Origin of the sequence: Phenylobacterium sp. LjRoot97 (assembly GCF_964254345.1) — a bacterium.
Taxonomy (GTDB): domain Bacteria; phylum Pseudomonadota; class Alphaproteobacteria; order Caulobacterales; family Caulobacteraceae; genus Phenylobacterium.
In genome coordinates, this window is sequence record NZ_CAXUTH020000001.1 from 3432408 (window position 1) to 3453715 (window position 21308).

Consider the following 21308-nt stretch of genomic DNA (forward strand, 5'->3'; position numbering starts at 1 on the left):
ACGTCTCCGCAAGCGCTTAGGCCCATGCTGAGCATAAGTTCCCTTTGGACCCTGGCGTTCATGTCTCTGCCCGAGTTCTTTTACGAGCGCGTCACGAGCGAAATCCATCAGCAGATGGAAGGCGTTCTAGCGCTTGCCGAACGCCTTGCCCGTCAACCGATGGGCGCGGATGCGCAGGCGTGCGTCGCCGGCGTCACCGAGGCCGCCCGGGCGGTCCGGCAGATCCTGGTGTCGTCCTCCGACTTGAAAGCGGCCGCTTCCGATGGCCTGTCTTTCGACCTGCAGCCGCGACGCGCCGCCGAACTCGCCGACGACGTCCAGGCCCGCTGGGAAGAACGCGCCACCGACGGCGGCGTCACCCTGCTGGTCTCCTACGACGGCGATCCCGACGCCCTGGTCATGGTCGACAGTGGGCGCATCAACCAGATCTTCGACGCCTTCATCGCCCAGGCGCTGGCCGGCGTCCGCCGCGGCGCGGTGGAAGCGACGCTGAAGGCCGTGGCCGACGGCGACTCCACGCGGCTGGAAGGCCGCATCCGCGGCGCGGCCGACCGGGTCATGGGCGACCGCGCCCTGGACCTGCGCGAGATCGAAGCGCTGTTCGGGCTGGAAACCGCGCTCGGCGTCGCGCTCAGCCGCAAGATCGTCGATGCGATGGACGGTCAGGTTCGAGCCGAGGCCAATGTCGGCACCGGCGAGACCCTGGTCTTCGAAGTCGACGTTCCGACCGCCCACGAGGAAATCCCGGCCGAGGAAACCCTGGGCCAGACCGAGCGCGCGGCCCACATCCTGGTCGTCGACGACAACGCCACCAACCGCATGGTCGCCGAGACCCTCTGCGAGATGTTCGACTGCACCTCGGAATCGGCGACCGACGGCGTCGAGGCGGTCGAGGCCGCCCGCACCGGCCGCTTCGACCTGATCCTGATGGACATCAAGATGCCGCGCATGGACGGCGTCACCGCCACGCGCGAGATCCGCGCCCTGCCCGGCGCGCCCGGCCGCGTGCCGATCATCGCCCTGACCGCCAACGCCGATCCCGAAGACGCCGCCGGCTATCTGAAGGCCGGCATGAACGGCGTGGTCGAGAAGCCGATGAAGCCGGAACACCTGCTGCGCACCCTGCAGGAAAACCTTGGCGGCTCGAGCGACGACGCTGCCGCTGCGTAGGGGCTAGCCGCGCCCGCCATCTGGGGCCATCGTCGGCCCATGGCCACCTTCTACGAACGCCGGATCCTGCCCAAGCTGCTGACCTGCGCGTGCGCCTCGCCGCCAATGATGAAGCAGCGCGCCAAGGTCGTGCCGTTGGCGCAAGGCAGGGTGCTCGAACTTGGCGTCGGCATGGGTCTGAACCTCGCGCTCTACGATGCGGCCAAGGTGGCCAGCGTGGCCGGCGTCGATCCCGCAGCCGAGTTGCGCGCCCAGGCGATGGCCGCGCCGCGCGACCCCAGACTCAACGTCACGATCGCCGATGGGACCGCCGAGGACCTGCCCTTCGAGGACGGCGCGTTCGACACCGTCGTCTGCACGTTCACGCTTTGCTCGGTGCACACTCCGGCCGCCGCCCTGGCCCAAGCCCGCCGCGTCCTGAGGCCTGACGGGCGGCTGCTCTATTGCGAGCATGGCCTGGCTCCCGATCCCGACGTCGCCAAGTGGCAGCGGCGGGTCGAGCCGCTGTGGAAACGCCTGGCCGGCGGCTGCCACCTGACCCGCCCGGTGACGAGCGCCATCGCCGCCGCCGGTTTTCGTATCGAACGATCGGAGACGATGTATCTGCCTGGGACACCCCGCATCGCCGGATGGAACGAGTGGGGGGCCGCCGCGCCAGCGTAAAGTGTTTCGCAAGTCCCGGGCGCTAGGAGTGGATCAGCGCCCTGGCGCCCTTGCAGCCAGACCCGCCGCACGCGCCCGCCAGAGGCGCACGGAGCTTACCCATGTCGCTTGAAACCGCCCCGCAGTATTTCGTGAACGCCGACGCCCGCGGCGGCCTGATCGACGGCAAGCAGAGCTACACCGTGGCGCAGGCGGCCGACCAGATCATCCGCGGCGAACCGGGTTGGTCGGGCGTGCTGGGGATGCCGGCCACGATCACCTATGCGTTCCGCGCCACCGGCCCGACCAGCATGCCGGACGACACGGCTGGCTTCTCGCGATTTAACGCGGCCCAGATCGAGCAGACCGAGCTGGCCCTGCATGGCTGGAGCGACGTCGCCAACATCCGCTTCATGCGCGTCGGGATCGGCAGCAGCAGCGAGGCGGCGTACTCGGATTCCGCCACCATCCTGTTCGGCAACTATTCGAGCGGGGCCGAGGACGCCACCGCCTTCGCCTACTATCCCGGTTCGACCGCCTCCTCCGCCCGGGCGGGCGACGTGTGGGTGAACGTGACCAAGGGCACCAACGCCAATCCGGCCGTCGGCAACTATGGCGCCATGGTGCTGGTGCACGAGATCGGCCACGCGATCGGCCTGGGCCACCCGGCCGACTACGATGCCGACGGTTCGCCCACCTACAGCGCCGACGCGCTCTATTATGAAGACTCTCGCCAGTTCACGGTGATGAGCTACTTCAGCGAACAGAACACCGGCGCCAACTTCGGGGGCCGCTATTCGGCTGCGCCGCTGCTCGACGACATCGCCGCCGCACAGCTCGAGTACGGGGCGAACATGTCGACCCGGACCGGCGACACGGTCTACGGCTTCAACGCCACCGCTGACCGGCCATGGTTCGATGCGGTCGCCTCCGGCCAGAAGCTGATCTTCGCGGTCTGGGACGCCGGCGGCGTCGATACGTTCGACTTCTCCGGCTTCGTGGTCCGCCAGCTGATCGACCTGCGCGAAGGCGCGTTCTCCAACGTCGGCGGCCTGGTCGGCAATGTCGCCGTCGCCGTCGGCGTGACGATCGAGAACGCCATCGGCGGCAGTGGCGCCGACACGATCAACGGCAACGCCGCGGCCAATGCGCTGACCGGCGGGGCCGGCGACGACGTGCTCTATGGCGGGGTCGGCAACGACAGCCTGAGCGGCGGCGACGGCCAGGACTTCCTGCGCGGTGAAACAGGCGACGACTACATCGTCGGCGGCGCGGGCTTCGACGACATCCACGGCAATCAGGGCCAGGACACCGCCTATGGCGGCGACGGCGACGACTGGGTGGTCGGCGGCCAGCACAACGACCTGCTATTCGGCGAGAACGGCGCCGATCTGGTCTATGGCAACATGGGCGACGACACGCTGTACGGCGGCGTCGGGGCCGACATCATGCGCGGCGGCCAGCACAACGACATCATGTACGGCGAGGCCGGGGACGACTGGATGTCCGGCGACCGCGGCGACGACACGATGTGGGGCGGCGCCGGCGCCGACAGCTTCCACACCTGGGGCGACGCGGGCGTGGACCGCGTGATGGACTTCAACCGCGCCGAGGGCGACCGCGTGCTGGTCAGCGAAGGCGCGACCTGGACCGTGGCCCAGGTCGGTGCGGATGTCGTCATTTCGCTGAGCGGCGGCGCTCAGATGGTCCTGGTCGGGGTGGCGGCGGCCAGCCTGACCGGCAGCTGGATCGTCTCGATCTAGAGCTGGTTGTACTCGCCGCAGCGGCACTTCACGACCACGTCGCGCATCTGCGCGCTGTCGCGGCCGGTCATCACGACTTCTTCGCAGGCGCCGCAGAGGAACGCCGACCCCGTCTCGGTCTCGGAAACCACCGGGCTTTCGACCGCCTGGAGGACTTCACGCCGGCCGATGAACAGGCTGGGGAAAACGCGAAGGGACGTCATGATCATCGGAATTGCCTCAATTTGACCCGCAGGGGGCCTACGCAACTGTGCACTTGCAAAAGTCGAGGTAACCTCATTCTGCTGCAGCGCAATGTCAGATTGATGTAGGCGCCCAGGATTTTTGCGGCGCGTGGCGCCTGCGCCGCCGCGGCGCCTTTTCGCCGAGCTGACCGGAACCCTCGCTTTCCGCTCTCGTTTCAAGGGCTCACCCAGGAGACCCGGGCGCGGCGCGTCCACCGAGCGGAGAGCATCCATGACCAACGCCTACGGAACCAGCGACGAGGCCCGCGACGCCGTCCGCGAGGCCGCCGACACCTTCAAGGACGCGGCCAGCGACGTGCAATCCGAAACCAAGCGGGCCGCCAAGCGCGCCCAGAAGAGCGCCGTGGCCGCGTCCGGCGCCCTGGCCGAGGCGGCCACGACCTTCGCGCGTGACGCTCGCAACGTCATGGAAGACAAGGTCGGCAAGGCGCGCCGCGAGGCCGAAGTACAGTACGGCAAGCTGAAGGTTCAGGCCAAGCAGCGGGCCGAAGAGGCCGACGTGTTCGTGCACGAAAAGCCTTACATGGCGCTCGCGGCCGTCGCCCTCGCCGGGTTCCTGATCGGCCATCTGATCAGCGCCAGCCGCGCCAACGTCGTCTATCTGCGCGACGATCACCGCTGATCCAAAAGGGCCGGCTGGCGCCGTTCCTGCTCGCCGGGTCCCAACGGACCGCGGTGAGGATCAAAGATGGACAAGGCGCCTCCGGCCTACGAACTCGACATCGCCCCCGACGGCGAGGGTTGGCGCTATCGCAAGCGCTGGCGCACCGGACTGCGCCGCTTCCTGCCTGCGTTCTGGCACGCCACCGACGCGCGGGGGCTCACGCGCCTGCGCGAACTGGAAGACCAGCGTCCCGGCTGATCAGGGAATAATGACCACGTACCGCTGCTGAGGCGCGGGCGGTGGCGGCGCGGCGTCCGCCGCGGCCTTTTCGGCCGCCGCCTTCTCGGCCGCGGGGTCGGTCTGCGGCCGCGGATAGACCCCGCCCCCGCCGCCGCCGCTAGTCGCAAAGCTGTCGCCATAGTCGGCCTGGGATTCGGCGAAGCCCCGCTGGGCCCACAGCTGAATTTCGCCGGCGCGGTCCTTGAACTCGCGCGGCGAGCATCCCGCCATCGTCGCTGCGACCACGGCCAGCAAGGTCCACGACTTCAACACATCCGCCCCACGTCTCATGCCGGCGATCATCGCTCACTGGCGCCCTACGGGCAATGTGCGCGTTCATAGCGGATCAGCCCTTCCCCAATTGACGCAGCTCCTCGCCTAAGGCCAAGGTTGTTGCAATCGGGAGTAGTAGCTTGTCCAACACCTATCCGGTCTCGCGCGCTGAAGCCGCGCAGGAGGCCCTGATCGCCGCCCTCGAAATCCATATGGAGAAAGGCGCCTTCGAGCCCGCGACCTGCGTGGTGATCCGCCAGGACATCGCGCGCTCGCGCGAGGAAATGGCGGCGCTGAGCCGCTGGGTCGCGGAATTGACGCAGTAGCGGCCATTGAAAAGCCCCGCTCCAATCCCAATCTTCAATTCGACAGCGAGGCACCCCTCCCCGGTTCCCCCGCCGGGTCTCGCGTCCACAGAGAAACGCCCGCGCCCCTCCCCCCGGCGCGGGCGTTGTTCGTTCAGGTCCAGGGAAACACCATGACCCAACCCATGAAGATCGACTTCGTCTCAGACGTCTCCTGCCCCTGGTGTATCGTCGGCCTGGGCGGCCTGGAAGAAGCGCTGCGCAATGTCGGCGACCTGGTGCAGGCGCAGATCACCTTCCACCCCTTCGAGCTCAATCCGGACATGCCGCCGGAAGGCCAGAACATCGTCGAGCACGTCGGGCAGAAGTACGGTGCGACGCCCGAGCAGTCGGCCGCCAACCGCGCCGCGATCCACGCCCGCGCGGCCGAGGTCGGGTTTGCGATGAAGACCAACGAGCAGAGCCGAATCTACAACACCTTCGACGCCCACCGGCTGCTGCATTGGGCCGGGATCGTCGGTGGTCAGCACGCGCTCAAGCGGGCGCTGTTCGATGCGTACTTCACCCAGAACCAGAGCCCGGCCGATCACGAGGTGCTGGTCGCCGCCGCGCAGGCCGCCGGACTGGACGCCGCCGCCGCCCGCGAGGTGCTGGACAGCGGGCGCTACGCCGAAGAGGTCCGCGCCGCCGAGCGCCACTGGTATCAGGCGGGGATCAGTTCGGTGCCGGCGGTGATCGTCAACGACCGCTATCTCATCTCCGGCGGGCAACCGGCGGACGCATTCGAGCGCGCCATTCGCACGATCGCCGCGGAGACAGCTGCAGCGGCGAGCTGAGGCCGTCGTCAAACACCAATGTCTTGAAGCTCTTCGGCCGTCTGGCCGAAGCGTTTTGAAGTGGTGGCGGGGGGCGGGATCGAACCGCCGACCTGTGGGTTATGAATCCACCGCTCTAACCATCTGAGCTACCCAGCCGCCGGGCCTTTCGGCGAGGCGCGGGTTATAGATTGGGTTTTTCGCATCTTCAAGCGGGTAGGATGCGACCTGTCGCCCAAAAGCGGATTCCGTTTTGCCGCGGCCCACACTAGGGTCGCCCCGGCATGAGCGTCCTGCATCTTTTGGGAACGGCCGGCGAAGGCGGCGCGGAGACCTATTTCCTCGATCTGATCGCGGCCCTGGCCGACGACGGGGTCAAGCAGGCCGCCGCTATCCGCGCCAATCCGAACCGCGAATCGGCCCTGCAGCGGCTGGACGTGCCGACGGGCGTCTTCCGATTCGGCGGCCCCATCGACCTGCTGACCAAACCGAAGATCAAGGCGTTCGCCGGACGCAACGACGTGAAGCTGGCCCTGGCTTGGATGAACCGGGCGGCGCGGCATACGCCGACCGGCCCCTGGGCGCGGATCGGCCGGCTCGGCGGCTACTACAGCCTGAAGTACTACAAGGGCTTCGAAGAACTGGTCGCCAACACCGAGGACATCGCCGACTGGGTGGTGGGCCAGGGCTGGCCGGCGGGCAAGGTCCGCTACATCCCCAACTTCGCGCTTGCGCCCCCAGACACCGCGCCGGCCGACCGGGCCGCATTGAACACCCCCGAGGATGTCCCGCTGCTGCTGGCCATGGGCCGGCTGCATGAAGCCAAGGCCCACGACGTGGCGCTGGAGGCCCTGGTCAAGGTCCCCGACGCCTACCTCTGGATCGCGGGGGCCGGGGCGCTGGAGACCAAGCTGAAGGCGATGGCCGAGGCGCTCGGCGTCGCGCGCCGCGTGCGGTTCCTGGGCTGGCGCAACGATCCCTCGGCGCTCTACCGGGCGGCCGACATCTGCGTCTTCCCGTCACGCTACGAGCCGCTCGGCAACGTGGTCATCCAGTCCTGGGCGCACGGCCTGCCAGTGGTCGCCGCCGCCAGCCAGGGGCCCTCAGCGCTGATCCGCAACGAAGAAGACGGCCTGCTGGTGCCGATCGACGACGCCGGCGCGCTGGCCGAGGCGGTCAACCGGATGATCGCCGATCCGATGCTGTGCATCCGCATGGTGCAGAACGGGTCCGAGCGCGTGGAGGCGGAGTTCTCGCCCGCCGCGGTGGTCGCCCAGTGGCGGCGGCTGTTCGCCGACTACGGAGCCGGCTGATGTGCGGCATCGCCGGGATCCTCGGCGCGGGCGGCTCGGCCCGCCCGATGATCGAAGCCCTGACCCACCGCGGCCCGGACGGCGTGTTCGTCGAGGAGGCGGACGGGCGTTCGCTGGCCCACGCCCGGCTGTCGATCATCGACCTGGAGGGCGGCTGGCAGCCGCTGCACGGCGCCGGGTCGACCGTCATCGGCAACGGCGAGATCTACAACTACGTCGAGTTGGCCCAGGAATTCGGACTCGAGGGCCAGATGGGCACAGGCTCAGACTTCGAGCCGCTGCTGCACATCTACGCCCAGGAGGGGCCGGCGGCGTTCCATCGCCTGCGCGGCATGTACGCCTTCTGCCTCGTCGGGGCGGACGGCCGCACCTGGCTGGTGCGCGACCCGTTCGGCATCAAGCCGCTCTACCTGCTCGAGCACCAGGGCTCGGTGGCCTTCGCCTCGGAGCCGCGAGCGTTCCTGGCGGCCGGGCTGATCGGCGCGGAGCTGTCGGAAGACCGCGCGCGCGAACTGCTGGCCTTCAACTACACCCTGACCGACGAAGCGATCTTCCAGGGCCTGCGCCGGCTGGCCCCGGGCGAGATCGTCGAGGTCGTCGACGGCAAGATCATCCCGCGCGAGGTTCGCTCGGCCATCGTCACGAAACCGCCTTCGCGGGGCGGCGACGAAACCCAATTGATCCAGCGCCTGGATGCTGTGCTCGAAGACAGCGTGCGGGTGCACCAGCGCTCAGACGTGCCCTATGGCCTGTTCCTGTCGGGCGGCGTCGACTCGGCGACCATCGCCACCCTGATGGCGCGGCTGAACGCGCGACCGGTGACCGCCTTCACCTGCGGGTTCGAGGCGCCCGGCGCCCGAGACGAGCGGGGCCAGGCCGAGCGGGTGGCTGCGGCGCTGAACCTCGACTGGCGCGAGACCAGCTTCGGCGAAGAGGACTTCTGGCGGATCCTGCCGCAGGTCGCCTGGGCGATGGACGATCCGACCGCCGACTACGCCGCCCTGCCGACGTACAAGCTGGCCGAGGCCGCCAAGGGCACGCTGACCGTGGTGCTGACCGGCGAAGGCGGTGACGAGCTGTTCGGCGGCTACGGCCGCTATCGCCGCGCCCTGCGGCCGGCCTGGCTGGGCGGACGTCCCGCCGAGCCGCGCCACGCCGACAAGGCTGTGGTCGAGCGCTGGCGCGCGGCCGCGCAGGCGCCCAAGGGGCTGTCGGGCCTGCAGCGGGCCCAGTGGGCCGACATCGCCACCTGGCTGCCCAACGACCTGCTGCTGAAACTGGACCGCTGCCTGATGGCGCATGGCCTGGAGGGGCGCACGCCGTTCCTCGACCCGCAGGTGGCCGAGTTCGCCTTTCCGCTGCCTGACCGCATGAAGGTCCAGGGCCGCTACGGGAAGTGGCTGCTGCGCAAGTGGCTCGAGCGCACCTGCCCGGCCGCCGATCCCTGGGGCCGCAAGAAGGGTTTCACCGTGCCGGTCGACGCCTGGATCGCCCCGCGGGCCGGCGAGATCGCCGCGCGGATCGGCGAGGTCGAGGCCGTTCGACGCGTTCTTGGTCCTGACGCCGGCGCCGCCTTCACGGCCCAGGCAACCGGACGCTGGCCGCTGTTGTTCTTTGCAGTCTGGTCGCTGATCCACCTTGAAGGCGCCGCTCCGACCGAGGCCCTGGCCGCGGTCGTCGGCCGCCGCTGAACCCAACGGGAGTCCCTTCATGCGCCGCCTGCTGATCACCACCGCCCTCGCCGCCCTGGTCGCCGCCTGCGGCGGATCGGACGGACAGGCCCAGTCGGCAAAGACCGGCGCACCGGTCGATTCCAAGCCTGCGAACGCGCCCGACCAGAAGCCGGCCTTCGCCGGCCAGACCCGCGCCCCGGAGGTGAAGTCCAACGTCGCCCTGCAAGTGACGACGGTCGCCGAAGGCCTGGACATGCCCTGGGGGCTGGCCTTCCTGCCCGACGGCCGGCTGCTGATCAGCGAGAAGCATCTCGGCCAGCTGCGGATCCTGGGGACCGACGGCAAGCTGTCGGGACCCGTCCTCGGCCTGCCCGCCGTGGTCGGCGCGGACCAGGGCGGCCTGCTGGGCCTGGCGGTGGATCCGAAGTTCGCCGAGAACGGCCTGATCTACTGGGCTTACGCCGAGCCGGCCGACAACGGGACCAACAACACCGCCGTGGCGCGCGGCAAGCTGACCGGCGATCGCATCGAGAACGTGCAGGTCATCTTCCGCCAGACGCCGTCGCTGAACTCGACCAAGCACTATGGCGGCCGCCTGGTGTTCGCGCCGGACGGCACGCTGTTCATCACCACCGGCGAGCGCTCGATCCTGGAAGGACGCGCCCAGGCCCAGCGCCTGGACGGCACCTTGGGCAAAGTGGTGCGGATCAATGCCGACGGCTCGATCCCCAAGGACAACCCGTTCGTCGGCAAGGCCGGCGTGAAGCCGGAAATCTGGTCCTACGGCCACCGCAACATCCTGTCGGCCGCCATCGATCCCAAGACCGGCAAGCTGTGGGAAGTCGAACACGGCGCGCGCGGCGGCGACGAGCTGAACCAGCCGCAGGCCGGCAAGGACTACGGCTGGCCGACCATCACCTACGGCCTTGAGTACTCGGGCAAGCCGATCGGCGCCGGCCTCACCGCCAAGGACGGCATGGAGCAGCCCGTCTACTACTGGGACCCCGTGATCGCGCCCGCCGGCATGGCCTTCTACGAGGCCGATCTGTTCCCGGCCTGGAAGGGAAACATCCTGATCGGCGGGCTGGCCAGCAAGGCCGTGGTCCGCCTGGTCATGCAGGACGGCAAGGTGGTCGGTGAAGAACGGCTGCTGACCGACCTCAACGAACGCATCCGAGACGTCATCGTCGGCCCGGACGGCGCGCTCTACCTGGCGACCGACAGCAAGAACGGCCGGGTCTTGAAGGTCACGCCGAAGGGCTAGAGCCCCAGCCGCCCGGCCACCTCTTCGCCGATCGCCAGCGAGGAGGTCAGGCCCGGGCTCTCGATGCCGAACAGCGTCACCAGCCCGGCCAGGCCGTGCTTTTCCGGCCCGTCGATGCGGAAGTCGGGCTGCGGCTCGCCGGGTCCGTGCAGCTTGGGCCGGATACCGGCGTAGTCGGGGGCCAGGGCGCCGTCCGGCAGGGCCGGCCAGAACTTGCGGATGTAGGCGTAGAACTCGTCGCCCAGCGCCGGATCGACGCTGTAGTCCAGCTCGTCGACATAATGCAGGTCCGGGCCGAACACCGCCTGGCCGCCGAGGTCGCGGCGGTAGTGGGTGCCGAGCGCGCCGGGGATCGGCGGCGGATAGATGAGCCGCGCGAAGGGCGCCTTGCCGCTGAGCCGGAAGTAGACGCCCTTGCCGTAGTGCAGCGGCGGGATCGTATCTTCCGGGAAGCCCTCGATCTCGCCAGCGACCGCCTGGGCCGACAGCCCTGGCGCGGTGACCAGCAGGCGCGCGGTCAGGGTGGTCGGCTCGGCGCCGCCGGCGCGGATACTGTAGCCGCCGCCGTCCAGCGGCGTCGCGCCTTCGAACGGCGTGGAGGTGACCACCGCCCCGCCGGCCGCCTCGATCTCGCCCTGCAGGGCCAGCATGTAGCCGTGGCTGTCGAACACGCCGCTTTCCGGCGAGATCAGCGCCGCCTCGCAGTTGAGCTGCGGTTCGAGCGCCAAGGCCTGGGCCTTGGTCAGCCGCGCCATGCCCTCGACGTCGTTGGTCTGCGCCTGCTCCAGGATGCCGTCGAGCCGCGCGACCTCCTCGGCGTTGGTCGCCACCACCAGTTTGCCGCAGCGGTCGTAGGCGACCTTGTGCGCGTCGAGGAAGCCGTAGAGCGCGCGCCGTCCCTGGACGCAGAGCCGCGCCTTCAGCGAGCCGGTCGGATAGTAGAGCCCGCCGTGGATGACCTCGGAATTGCGGGCGGAAACGCCCTCGCCGATGATCGGTCCCGCCTCCAGCACCGCGACCACCAGACCACGCTTGCTGAGCGCATAACCGCAGGCCAGGCCCACGGCCCCTGCCCCGACCACCACCGCGTCGAAATCGAAATCCGCCATGCCCCAGGCCTAGCCGAAGCACGGCGGTATGCAAACCGCCCAGGCCTCTCTAGCTTGGCCGTCAATCACAAATAGAGCGGGAGGGCGCCCCATGCACGCGAGCAGACTCACACTGATGGCCTTGGCGGCCGCCTTCGGCCTGCACGGCGCTGCGCTGGCGGCCGACCCGCCGCCGCCGCCCGCCGGCGGCTCGATCCTGGCCTGGACGCCCGAGCAGCAGCGCTACGGCTACCGCAACATGGAGAAGGTCACCCCAGTGCATGTCGTGCCGCGGGGCGCGCATGTGAAGGAGCTGCCGCTCGCCGCCGGCCAGATCGATCCGAAGTGGACGTGGAACGGCCAGGCCCAGACGGTCGACAGCTATATGACGGCGATGAACACCTCCGGCGTCGTGGTGCTGAAGGACGGCCAGATCGTGCTCGAGCGCTATGGGCTGGACCGCAAGCCGGACGAGCGCTGGACCTCGTTCTCGGTCGCCAAGTCGGTCACCGCCACCCTGGTCGGTGCGGCGATCAAGGACGGCAAGATCAAGAGCCTGGACGACGTCGTCACCAACTACATCCCCGAGCTGAAGGGCGGCGCCTATGAGGGCGTGACGGTCCGCCAGCTGCTGACCATGACCTCGGGCGTGAAGTGGAACGAGGACTATACCGACCTTAATTCCGACGTCGCCAAGGCCGGCGTGACGCCGGGCGAGCCGGGCATGAACCCGATCGTCAGCTACATGCGCAAGCTGCCGCGCGAGGCCGAACCCGGCGCCAAGTTCGTCTACAAGACCGGTGAGACCGACCTGGCCGGCATCCTCGTTTCCAACGCCGTCGGCAAGCCGCTGTCGACCTATCTCTCGGAGAAGATCTGGGCGCCCTACGGCATGGAGCAGGACGCCATCTGGGTGAACGACGCCGCCGGGCACGAGCGCGGCGGCTGCTGCATGTCGATGACCGCCCGCGACTATGCGCGACTCGGCCAGTTCATGCTCGAAGGCGGCAAGGTGAACGGCCAGGATATTCTGCCGGCCGGCTGGGTGGCCGACGCCACCAAGGCGCACCAGAGCTTCCCGCCCGGCGGCGTCGAGACCGGCTACGGCTATTTCTGGTGGATCATCCCGGACGGCTACGCGGCCGAGGGCATTTTCGGCCAGCAGATCTTCGTCTATCCGGCCGAGAAGCTGGTGATCGCGATCAACTCGGCCTGGCCGGCGGCGTCGAAGGACGAGCTCTGGCAGGCGCAGATGGCCTTCGCCCAGGCCGTGCGGACGGCGGCGCGCTAGGCGCCGCCCCGAAGGCCGCAGCTCACGCCGCGGCCTTCGCGTCCCACTTCGCCCAGAGCTTGGCCTCGTCGGCCTTGGCGACCTTCACCGAGGCCTCCTTGATGTGGCCAAAGCCGCGGATGGCCTGCGGAACCGCCGCGATCTTGGCGGCCAGCGGCACGCGCTCGGCGTCGAGACCGGCCAGCAGCTTGGCGAGCCCCGCCTCGTAGTCGGCGATCAGGCCGCGCTCCATCCGCCGCTCCTCGGTGCGCCCGAAGATGTCGAACGGGCCGCCGCGCAGGCCCTTCATCTTCGCCATGATCGGGAACGCGGTCTCGAGCATCCAGCCGCCGAACTCGATCTTCTTCGGCTTGCCGTCCGGTCCCTTGGGCGCGATCAGCGGCGGCGACAGCAGGATCTTGGTCTTGCCGCCCTTGAAGGTCTCCGCACGCTCCTGCGCGAACCGGCCGTCGGTATAGAGCCGCGCGACCTCGTACTCGTCCTTGTAGGCCATCAGCTTGTAGAGGTTCACGGCCACGGCGCGGGTCAGCGCCTCGCCGCCGAGCGGCGCTTCGGCCGCGGCGACCTTGGCGACCTGGTCGGCGTAGCGCTTGGCGTAGGCGGCGTTCTGGTAGGCAGTCAGTTCGCGGGTGCGGTGGGCGATCAGGTCGTCCAGCGGCATGGTCTCGGGCGTCGGTGTATGGTCCTCGGCCGCCGCGCCCAGGCTCGGGTCGTGGGCAACGCGGCGGCCCAGCTCGAAGGCTTGGAGGTTGGCGTCGGCCTGCACGCCGTTGAGGCGGATGGCGCGGTAGACGGCGCGGCTGGAGAGCGGGATCAGACCCTTCTGCCAGGCGAAGCCGACCATGATCATGTTGGCGTAGATGGCGTCGCCGAAGTTGGTCTCGGCCAGGTGGTGGGCCGGGCACTCGGCGAAGGTCTTGGCCGCGGCCTTGATCCGCCGGGACATCGAGCCGCTATCGAAACGGACGTCGCGGTCGGTGACGAAGTCGGCGGTCGGCGCGAAGTCCTCGTTGGCCACGGCGGCGGTGCGGTCCTTGGCGTAGAGCGCCAGGGCGTCGGCGCCGGCCGCCGAGAGAATGTCGCAGGCGATCAGCACGTGGGCCGAGGCGGCCGGCACGCGGCCGCCGACGATGGTCTCCTCGGTCTCGCCGATCCGGACGTGAGAGAACACCGCCCCGCCCTTCTGGGCCAGGCCGGTCATGTCCACCACCGACGAGGCGCGGCCGTCGACGTGGGCGGCCATCGCCAGGATCGAGGCGACAGTGGTCACGCCAGTGCCGCCGATGCCGGTGAAGACGATGTTGCGCACGCCTTCCAGCGGCTCGAACGTCGGCAGCGGGGTGGAGTCGGCGGTGAGCGCCGGCAAGGTCTTGGCCTGGGCGTTCTCGCCGCCCTCGATGGTGATGAACGACGGGCAGAAGCCCTGCAGGCAGGAATAGTCGGTGTTGCAGCTCGACTGGTTGATCTTCCGCTTGCGGCCGAACTCGGTGTTGAGCGGCTCGACCGAGACGCAGTTCGACTTCTTGGAGCAGTCGCCGCAGCCCTCGCAGACCAACGGATTGATGAAGACGCGCTTGGTGGCGACCTCCATCGAACCGCGCTTGCGGCGGCGGCGCTTTTCGGTGGCGCAGACCTGATCGTAGAGCAGGACGGTCGTGCCGGGCGTCTCGCGCAGCATCCTCTGCACGTCCATCAGCTCGGCGCGCGGCTTGACCTCGACACCGGGCGCCAGGTCGGTGACGCCCTCGTAGCGGCTGGGATCGTCGGCGACGATGACGGTCTTGGTCACGCCCTCCGAGGCCAGCTGACGGGTGATCTGGGCCGGCGTGAAGCCGCTTTCGGCCGCCTGGCCGCCGGTCATGGCCACCGCGTCGTTGAACAGCAGCTTGTAGGTGACGTGCGAGTTGGCGGCCACCGAGGCGCGGATCGCCAGCGAGCCGGAGTGATTGTAGGTGCCGTCGCCCAGGTTCACGAACACATGCGGTTCGGTCGTGAACGGGGCCGAGCCGACCCAGGTCAGCCCCTCGCCGCCCATGTGGCTGTTCAGGTCGGTCTGCGGGTCGGAGAAGCTGGCCATGTAGTGGCAGCCGATCCCGGCCAGGGCGCGGGTCCCTTCGGGCAGCCGGGTCGAGGTGTTGTGCGGGCAGCCCGAGCAGAAGAACGGCTTGCGCTGCTGCTCGGCGGCCAGGGTCACGGCGGCGACCGAAGCGGCCGACACGCGCGAGAGGTAGTCGTGGACCCGCTCCATGTGTGGGCCGGGCGGAAGTCGGTCGGCGATGGCCAGGGCGACTTCGGCGACCGAGAGCGAGCCGAGCTCCGACAGCAGCGGGTGGCCCTGCTCGTCGACCTTGCCGACGATCTTCGGGCGGGCGTGGGCCGGCAGGTCGTAGAGCGCGGCGCGGGCCTGGGTCTCGATCAGCGGGCGCTTATGCTCGACGACCATCAGGGTCTCGAGACCGGCGGCGAAGGCGCGCAGGCCGGTCGGCTCCAGCGGCCAGGGCATGCCGACCTTGTAGATGGCGACGCCGAGATCAGAGGCCTGCTTGGCCGAGATGCCCATCGCCGCCAGCGCCTCGATGACGTCCTTGTAGGCCTGGCCCTGGCAGACGATGCCGAGCCGCGGGCGCGAGGAGCCTAGCATCACCCGGTCCAGGCGGTTGGCGCGGGCGAAGGCCAGCGCGGCCGGGATCTTGAAGTTGCGGAGCCGGCGCTCCTTCTCCAGCGGCTGGTCCTTCAGCCGGATGCCGAGCCCGCCGGCCGGCATCGTGAAGTTCGTCGGCGTGGTGATCTGGTGGCGATTGACCGAAACGTCGATGGTGACGCCGGAGTCCATGGTGTCGGCCAGCGCGATCAGCCCGACCCAGAGGCCCGAGAACCGCGACATGGCGATGCCCATCAGGCCGAAGTCGAGCACCTCCTGCACGTCGGCCGGCGACAGCACCGGCATCTCGAAGTCCTGGAACGCGTATTCGGACTGAGAGGGGAGCGTGGAGGATTTGCAGTTGTGGTCGTCGCCGGCCACCGCCAGGACGCCGCCCTTGGCCCAGGTGCCGGCGAAGTTGGCGTGCTTGAAGGCGTCACCGGTGCGGTCGACGCCCGGGGCCTTGCCGTACCACATGCCGGTCACGCCATCGAACTTGGCGCCGGGGAACAGGTTGGCCTGCTGACTGCCCCAGACGGCGGTCGCGGCGAGGTCCTCGTTCAGGCCCTCCTTGAAGACGACCTCGGCTTGCTTGAGGAACTTGCCGGCGCGGTGCGCCTGCTGGTCCAGCCCGCCGAGCGGCGAGCCGCGATAGCCGGAGACGAATCCGGCGGTGTTGAGCCCGGCAGCCTGGTCCAGACGGTGCTGATCCATCATCACCCGGAGCAGCGCCTGGACGCCGGTGATGAAAACTCGACCTTCCGTGAGCAGGAATTTGTCGTCGAGCGTCACGTCAGCGTGCCGCATAGCAATATCTTTCCTTTTCGGCTCCCTAATGCCAATAGAAGATCATATAAGTTCGATGGAATTGCTTGCCAAAGGCGTGCCCCCGCAAGGTCGGTTTGGGGCAAGATTGACGCCAGTTTATGCGATTTGATGGAGGAAAAATTGTCCGAGGCCCTCGACGCGGTCGATGCCAAGATTCTGGATCTCATCCAGCACGACGCCGGTTTGTCGGTCGCTGAGATCGCTGAACGGGTCGGATTGTCCTCCAGCCCCTGCTGGCGGCGGATCAAGCGACTGGAGGATACGGGCGTCATCCAGCGCCGCGTGACCATCCTGGACCGCGACCTGCTGGGCCTGGGCTTCGAGGTCTATTGCACCGTCAAGCTCAGCCTGCCGACCAAGGACAACCTCGACGCCTTCGAGACCGCGATCACCAAGCTGCCGGAAGTGGTGCAATGCGCCACGGTCACCGGCTCGGCCGACTACGAGCTGCGCGTGGTGACCCGCGACATGCATGCGTTCGACGATTTCCTGCGCGAAAAGATCCTGTCGCTGGGCCTGGTGTCGAACATCGAAAGCCGCATCGTGATCCGCTCGGTGAAGAACACCACCGCCGCGCCCCTCGGCCTTGTCAGTCCTTATGTGAGCGCGCAAGGCTAGCCTCCGTTCCTGCGCTCCCTCGCAGGAACCTGCGCAGGGAGCCGGACCATGATCGAACTCGTCATCGACCAACGACGGAAGGACCTCGGAGGTTTCGAGGTCGGCCGCGTCCTGCCCTTCGCCAAGCGTCGGATGATCGGTCCCTTCATCTTCTTCGATCACATGGGCCCGGCCGCCTTCGAACCCGGCTTCGGCCGCGAGGTCGACGTCCGCCCGCACCCGCACATCGGCCTGTCGACCTTGTCCTATCTGTTCGAGGGCGAGATGACCCACCGGGACTCGGTCGGCGCCGTGCAGCCGATCCGCCCGGGCGAGGTCAACTGGATGACCGCCGGCAGCGGCATCACCCACTCCGAACGCTTCGAGACCCTGCGCGAGCACGGCGGGCGCATGAACGGCATCCAGGCCTGGATCGCACTGCCGGTCGAGGACGAGGAGACCAAGCCGGCCTTCGACCACTACGGCGCCGACACCCTGCCGACCTATGAGAACAACGGCATGTGGGCGCGGCTGATCGCCGGCCAGGCCTACGGTGCGAGCTCGCCGGTGCGCACGCACTCGCCGATGTTCTACGTCCACTGGCAGCTGAAGCCCGGCGCGGAGGCCGACCTGCCGGCCGAGTATCCCGAGCGCGCCGCCTATGTCGCGCAAGGGCTGGTCGAGGTGGATGGCCGCCAGTTCCACGAGGGCCAGATGATGGTCTTCGAACCGGGCCAGACCATCCGCTTCAAGGCGGTGACCGACGCCATCGTCATGCTGCTCGGCGGCGAGCCGATCGGCCCGCGGCTGATCGAGTGGAACTTCGTCTCCTCGTCCAAGGACCGGCTGGAGCAGGCCAAGGCCGACTGGCGCGCCGGGCGCATGAAACTGCCCGACGCCGACGACCAGGAGTTCATCCCCCTGCCCGAGCCGCCACCGGCCGCCAATCCCATGTCCTGAGGGTGGTTGGGGCTTGATAGCCCCAACGTAAAGCGCGCCAAATGCCGCCCGCACAAAAGTCCAGGGAGGACGGCATGAAACTCTATACGTCGATGGGGCCGAATCCGGCCGTCGTGGCCATGTTCCTGGCCGAGAAGGGCGTTGAGATCCCCACCGAGAAGGTCGACCTGATGGGCGGCGAGAACCGCCAGCCGCCCTATGTCGCCAAGAACCCGGCCGGCCAGCTGCCGTGCCTGGAACTCGACAACGGCTCGCACCTGGCTGAGATCATCGCCATCTGCGAATACCTGGACGAGAAGTTCCCGCAGAACACGCTGATTGGCTCGACGCCGGAAGAACGCGCCGCCACCCGGATGTGGGTGCGCCGCATCGACCTGAACATCTGCGAGCCGATGGCCAACGGTTTCCGGTTCGCCGAGGGCCTGCCGCTATTCCAGACCCGCCTGCGCACGATCCCGCACGCGGCCGGCGACCTGAAGGAACTGGCCCAGGAAAAGATCACCTGGTTGGACGGCCTGATGACCGGCAAGACCTGGGTGGCGGGCGACCGCTTCACCCTGGCCGACATCCTGCTGTTCTGCTTCCTGCAGTTCGGCGCGTCGGTCGGCCAGCCGATCAACCCGGACAACAAGAACATCGTCGCCTGGGTCGAGCGCGTGAAGGCCCGCGCCGCCGAGAAGGCCCCGGCCTGACGCCTGCGGAGGGCTCGCCGCCAGGCGGGCCCTACTTTCCGACCAGCGCCTTGCGGGTCTGTTCCCAGTACTGAGCGCCGGTGATCAGGGTGACGATCGTCGCTAGCCACATCAGGCCGTGAGCGAACAGGGTGACCGGCCGCTCGATGGCCGGATCGGCCGGCAGGCCGAACGCGCCCCACGACGCCACCAGCAGTTCCGCCGCCAGGGCGGTGAGCTGCAGCGTCGTCTTCCACTTGGCGAGCAGGGTGACCGGCAGCTTGATCCCCTTGCCGGCGCCGACCTCGCGCAAGGCGCTGACCGTGAACTCGCGGAACAGCATCAGCCCGGCCGGCAGCACCACCGCCGGCTGGCCGCCCAGGGCCAGCAGGCCAAGGATCGCGCCGCAGACCAGCACCTTGTCGCCGATCGGATCGAGGATCGCGCCCCAGACGGTGACCGCGTCCAGCTTGCGCGCCAGCCAGCCGTCGAAGAAGTCGGTGACCGCGGCGATCACGAACGACCAGAACGCCCAGCGCTGCAGCGCGAACTGCGTTTCCGGCGTCAGCCGCTCGCTGAGGTAGGGCATCGCGCCCGCCGCCGTCGCCAGCGCCAGGAATACGAAGAGGGTCAGGACCAGCCGCAGCGAGGTCAGGATGTTCGGCAGAGCTTTCATGGCGGCTTTAACGCAGTGCGGTCCTTTAGGTGGCCGGCGTCAGCTCGACCTTCTGGGTTTGCTTGACATAGACGCAGATTCGCTTGTCCGCGCCTTCCCGTAGCACGGCAAGCCCGTAGGTCTCCGTACCGAGCGGGTGAACCAGCACTTCGGGCGTCTTCATCCCGGCGCCCTTGGCCGCGGCCAGGCACTTGGCGGCGACGTCGGCGCGGAACTCCTCCCAGGCGTCGGGCGAGCTCGCCTCGCTGGCGGCGGGGACCAGCGCGGCGAACACGGCGACGGCGGCGATGCGGAACATGAGGCCTCTCCTTCTCAGGACGTCAGACTAACCGCAGGCTCAGCCCTTGCGGAAGAAGTCGAAGATGCGCTGGGCCAGGGCCTCGCTGACCCCGTCGACCTTGGCCAGGTCGTCGACCGACGCGCGGCTGACGCCGCGGGCCGAGCCGAAGGCGTGCAGCAGCGCCCGCTTGCGCCCCGGACCGACCCCGTCGATCTCGTCGAGCGGGTTCTTCTTGATGTCCATCGCGCGGCGCGTCTGGTGGCTGCCGTTGGCGAAGCGGTGGGCCTCGTCGCGCAGGCGCTGCAGGTAGTAGAGCACGGGCGACTTCGGCTCGAGCATAAAGGGCGTCTTGCCCTCGATGAAGAACCGCTCCAGCCCAGCATCGCGGTCCGGCCCCTTGGCGACGCCGACGACATTGATGTCGTCCACGCCGATGTCGGCCATCACTTCGAGCACAGCCGCCAGCTGCCCCGCGCCGCCGTCGACCAGCACCAGGTCCGGGCGCACCGGGTTCTCGCCGGCCTCCTCCTCCTTGACCAGGCGCGAGAAGCGGCGACGCATCACCTCCTTCATCATGCCATAGTCGTCGCCGGGGGTGAGGTCGGTCCCCTTGATGTTGAACTTGCGGTACTGGCCCTTCTGGAAGCCGTCGGGGCCAGCGACGATCATCCCGCCGACCGCGTTGGTCCCCATGATGTGGGCGTTGTCGTAGACCTCGATCCGCTCGGGGCTGGCCTCCAGGCCGAACGCCTCGCAGACCCCGGCCAGCAGCTTCGATTGGGCCGAGCTCTCGGCCATCTTGCGGCCCAGGGCCTCGCGGGCGTTGGTCAGCGCGTGCTCGACCAGTTGGGCCTTCTCGCCGCGCTTGGGGCGGTTGATCTCGACCTTGCGCCCGGCCTTGATGGCCAGCGCCTCGGACAGCAGTTCGCACTCGGCCGGTTCGATGTTCGCCAGCACCAGCTTCGGGATCGGCTTGTCGTCGTAGAACTGGCCGAGGAAGGCGCCCATGACGTCGGCGTCCTCGTCGGTCTTGTCGATCCGCGGGAAGTAAGCGCGGTTGCCCCAGTTCTGACCGGCCCGGAAGAAGAACACCTGCACGCACGCCTGGCCGCCCTCGGCGTGCAGGGCGAAGACGTCGGCCTCTTCCAGGGTCTCCGGATTGATCTGCTGCTCCTGCGCCACCGAGGCCAGGGCGCGGATGCGGTCACGGATCCGGGCGGCGCGCTCGAACTCCATCTCGTCGGAGGCGGCCTGCATCTCGGCCGACAGCTTGCCGACCACGGCCCGGCTCTTGCCGCGCAGGAAGTCCTCGGCCTGCTCAACGAGCCCCGCATAGTCCTCGAGGCTGACGAGCCCGGTGCAGGGCGCGGCGCAGCGCTTGATCTGGTGCAGCATGCAGGGCCGCGTCCGGCTCTCGTAGACGCTGTCCGAGCACGAGCGCAGCAGGAACGCCTTCTGCAGGGTGTTCAGCGTCTTGGTCACCGAATGGGCGGAGGCGAAGGGCCCGAAGTAGTCGCCCTTGATCGTGTGCGCGCCGCGGTGCTTGCGCAGTTGGGCCGCCTCGTGGTCCCGGCGGATGACGATCTCGGGGAAGCTCTTGTCGTCGCGCAGCAGCACGTTGAAGCGCGGCTTCAGTTGCTTGATGAGGTTGATTTCCAGCAGCAGCGCGTCGGTCTCGGTGCGGACCGTGACGAACTCCATCGACCGGGTCAGTTCGACCATCAGGGCGATGCGCTGAGTGTGGAAGCGTCCCTGGGCGTACTGCAGGACCCGCTTCTTCAGCGAGCGCGCCTTGCCGACATAGAGCACCTCGCCGCCCTCGCCCATCATGCGATAGACGCCCGGCGCGTCCGGCAGGCGGCGCACCTCGTCCTTGATCAGGGCTGCGCCTTGCAGAGGCGCTTCAGCGGTCGTGTCGGTCGGCATGGCG

General features: G+C 68.7%; 21 protein-coding genes and 1 tRNA gene. 14 read left to right on the plus strand and 8 right to left on the minus strand.

Annotation, left to right across the window (positions count from 1 at the left end):
- The first annotated feature begins 60 nt into the window (after positions 1-60).
- From ACSQ2H_RS16850 to ACSQ2H_RS16860, 3 genes are all read left to right on the plus strand, one after another.
- The gene (locus ACSQ2H_RS16850; protein WP_436062538.1) at positions 61-1170 is read left to right on the plus strand and encodes a response regulator; all 1110 of its coding nucleotides are present in this window, start codon (positions 61-63) and stop codon (positions 1168-1170) included.
- 39 nt (positions 1171-1209) lie between these two features.
- Positions 1210-1833 (plus strand): class I SAM-dependent methyltransferase, encoded by a 624-nt coding sequence (locus ACSQ2H_RS16855; protein WP_436062539.1) that lies wholly within the window; start codon positions 1210-1212, stop codon positions 1831-1833.
- A 101-nt stretch (positions 1834-1934) separates the two neighbouring features.
- The gene (locus ACSQ2H_RS16860) at positions 1935-3575 is read left to right on the plus strand and encodes a M10 family metallopeptidase C-terminal domain-containing protein (RefSeq protein WP_436062540.1); all 1641 of its coding nucleotides are present in this window, start codon (positions 1935-1937) and stop codon (positions 3573-3575) included.
- On the opposite strand, the gene ACSQ2H_RS16865 is transcribed toward ACSQ2H_RS16860, so the two are convergent.
- Positions 3572-3778, minus strand: coding sequence for a hypothetical protein (locus ACSQ2H_RS16865; RefSeq protein WP_436062541.1), 207 nt, complete (start codon positions 3776-3778; stop codon positions 3572-3574). The genes ACSQ2H_RS16860 and ACSQ2H_RS16865 overlap by 4 nt on opposite strands.
- Before the next feature lie 253 nt (positions 3779-4031).
- Here ACSQ2H_RS16865 and ACSQ2H_RS16870 point away from each other — a divergent pair, with 253 nt between their 5' ends.
- Positions 4032-4442, plus strand: a complete 411-nt coding sequence (locus ACSQ2H_RS16870) for a hypothetical protein (protein ID WP_436062542.1) — start codon at positions 4032-4034, stop codon at positions 4440-4442.
- A gap of 66 nt (positions 4443-4508) precedes the next feature.
- Positions 4509-4682, plus strand: a complete 174-nt coding sequence (locus ACSQ2H_RS16875) for a hypothetical protein (protein WP_436062543.1) — start codon at positions 4509-4511, stop codon at positions 4680-4682.
- On the opposite strand, the gene ACSQ2H_RS16880 is transcribed toward ACSQ2H_RS16875, so the two are convergent.
- Positions 4683-4994: a hypothetical protein gene (locus ACSQ2H_RS16880; RefSeq protein WP_436062544.1), complete on the minus strand. Its 312-nt coding sequence runs from the start codon at positions 4992-4994 to the stop codon at positions 4683-4685. It abuts the gene before it with no gap.
- A 122-nt stretch (positions 4995-5116) separates the two neighbouring features.
- Here ACSQ2H_RS16880 and ACSQ2H_RS16885 point away from each other — a divergent pair, with 122 nt between their 5' ends.
- Both ACSQ2H_RS16885 and ACSQ2H_RS16890 read left to right on the plus strand, forming a co-directional pair.
- Positions 5117-5302 (plus strand): hypothetical protein, encoded by a 186-nt coding sequence (locus ACSQ2H_RS16885; protein WP_436062545.1) that lies wholly within the window; start codon positions 5117-5119, stop codon positions 5300-5302.
- 152 nt (positions 5303-5454) lie between these two features.
- The gene (locus ACSQ2H_RS16890) at positions 5455-6117 is read left to right on the plus strand and encodes a DsbA family oxidoreductase (protein ID WP_436062546.1); all 663 of its coding nucleotides are present in this window, start codon (positions 5455-5457) and stop codon (positions 6115-6117) included.
- 61 nt (positions 6118-6178) lie between these two features.
- Here the strand turns inward: ACSQ2H_RS16890 and ACSQ2H_RS16895 are convergent.
- Positions 6179-6255: transfer RNA gene (locus ACSQ2H_RS16895), tRNA-Met, on the minus strand.
- A 125-nt stretch (positions 6256-6380) separates the two neighbouring features.
- Between ACSQ2H_RS16895 and ACSQ2H_RS16900 the strand changes: the two genes are divergently transcribed.
- Genes ACSQ2H_RS16900 through ACSQ2H_RS16910 form a run of 3 tightly spaced genes read left to right on the plus strand, consistent with a single transcriptional unit; the run spans position 6381 to position 10346 of the window.
- A complete protein-coding gene (locus tag ACSQ2H_RS16900) occupies positions 6381-7409 on the plus strand; it encodes a glycosyltransferase (protein ID WP_436062547.1) in 1029 nt (342 codons plus the stop codon).
- On the plus strand, positions 7409-9100 hold the full coding sequence (asnB, locus tag ACSQ2H_RS16905; RefSeq protein WP_436062548.1) for an asparagine synthase (glutamine-hydrolyzing): 1692 nt from the start codon (positions 7409-7411) through the stop codon (positions 9098-9100). The genes ACSQ2H_RS16900 and asnB overlap by 1 nt, the downstream gene beginning before the upstream one ends.
- A gap of 19 nt (positions 9101-9119) precedes the next feature.
- Positions 9120-10346 (plus strand): PQQ-dependent sugar dehydrogenase, encoded by a 1227-nt coding sequence (locus tag ACSQ2H_RS16910; RefSeq protein ID WP_436062549.1) that lies wholly within the window; start codon positions 9120-9122, stop codon positions 10344-10346.
- Here ACSQ2H_RS16910 and ACSQ2H_RS16915 read toward each other — a convergent pair.
- Positions 10343-11455, minus strand: a complete 1113-nt coding sequence (locus ACSQ2H_RS16915; RefSeq protein WP_436062550.1) for an NAD(P)/FAD-dependent oxidoreductase — start codon at positions 11453-11455, stop codon at positions 10343-10345. The genes ACSQ2H_RS16910 and ACSQ2H_RS16915 overlap by 4 nt on opposite strands.
- Before the next feature lie 91 nt (positions 11456-11546).
- Between ACSQ2H_RS16915 and ACSQ2H_RS16920 the strand changes: the two genes are divergently transcribed.
- Entirely contained in the window at positions 11547-12725 is a 1179-nt protein-coding gene (locus ACSQ2H_RS16920; protein WP_436062551.1) for a serine hydrolase domain-containing protein, read from the plus strand.
- Between the two features lie 22 nt (positions 12726-12747).
- On the opposite strand, the gene ACSQ2H_RS16925 is transcribed toward ACSQ2H_RS16920, so the two are convergent.
- The gene (locus ACSQ2H_RS16925; RefSeq protein WP_436062552.1) at positions 12748-16173 is read right to left on the minus strand and encodes an indolepyruvate ferredoxin oxidoreductase family protein; all 3426 of its coding nucleotides are present in this window, start codon (positions 16171-16173) and stop codon (positions 12748-12750) included.
- Between the two features lie 141 nt (positions 16174-16314).
- Between ACSQ2H_RS16925 and ACSQ2H_RS16930 the strand changes: the two genes are divergently transcribed.
- The 3 genes from ACSQ2H_RS16930 (at position 16315) to ACSQ2H_RS16940 (ending at position 18443) form a co-directional block, all read left to right on the plus strand.
- A complete protein-coding gene (locus ACSQ2H_RS16930) occupies positions 16315-16812 on the plus strand; it encodes an Lrp/AsnC family transcriptional regulator (protein WP_293405526.1) in 498 nt (165 codons plus the stop codon).
- 48 nt (positions 16813-16860) lie between these two features.
- Positions 16861-17751, plus strand: coding sequence for a pirin family protein (locus ACSQ2H_RS16935; RefSeq protein WP_436062553.1), 891 nt, complete (start codon positions 16861-16863; stop codon positions 17749-17751).
- A gap of 74 nt (positions 17752-17825) precedes the next feature.
- Positions 17826-18443, plus strand: a complete 618-nt coding sequence (locus ACSQ2H_RS16940; RefSeq protein ID WP_436062554.1) for a glutathione S-transferase family protein — start codon at positions 17826-17828, stop codon at positions 18441-18443.
- 31 nt (positions 18444-18474) lie between these two features.
- Here the strand turns inward: ACSQ2H_RS16940 and pgsA are convergent, their stop codons facing one another.
- From pgsA to uvrC, 3 genes are read right to left on the minus strand one after another with little or no spacing between them, the layout of a single operon-like run.
- A complete protein-coding gene (gene pgsA, locus ACSQ2H_RS16945) occupies positions 18475-19098 on the minus strand; it encodes a CDP-diacylglycerol--glycerol-3-phosphate 3-phosphatidyltransferase (RefSeq protein WP_436062555.1) in 624 nt (207 codons plus the stop codon).
- Between the two features lie 25 nt (positions 19099-19123).
- Positions 19124-19396, minus strand: coding sequence for a hypothetical protein (locus ACSQ2H_RS16950; RefSeq protein ID WP_436062556.1), 273 nt, complete (start codon positions 19394-19396; stop codon positions 19124-19126).
- Positions 19397-19435: 39 nt separating this feature from the next.
- The gene (gene uvrC, locus ACSQ2H_RS16955) at positions 19436-21304 is read right to left on the minus strand and encodes an excinuclease ABC subunit UvrC (RefSeq protein WP_436062557.1); all 1869 of its coding nucleotides are present in this window, start codon (positions 21302-21304) and stop codon (positions 19436-19438) included.
- Positions 21305-21308: the final 4 nt, after the last annotated feature.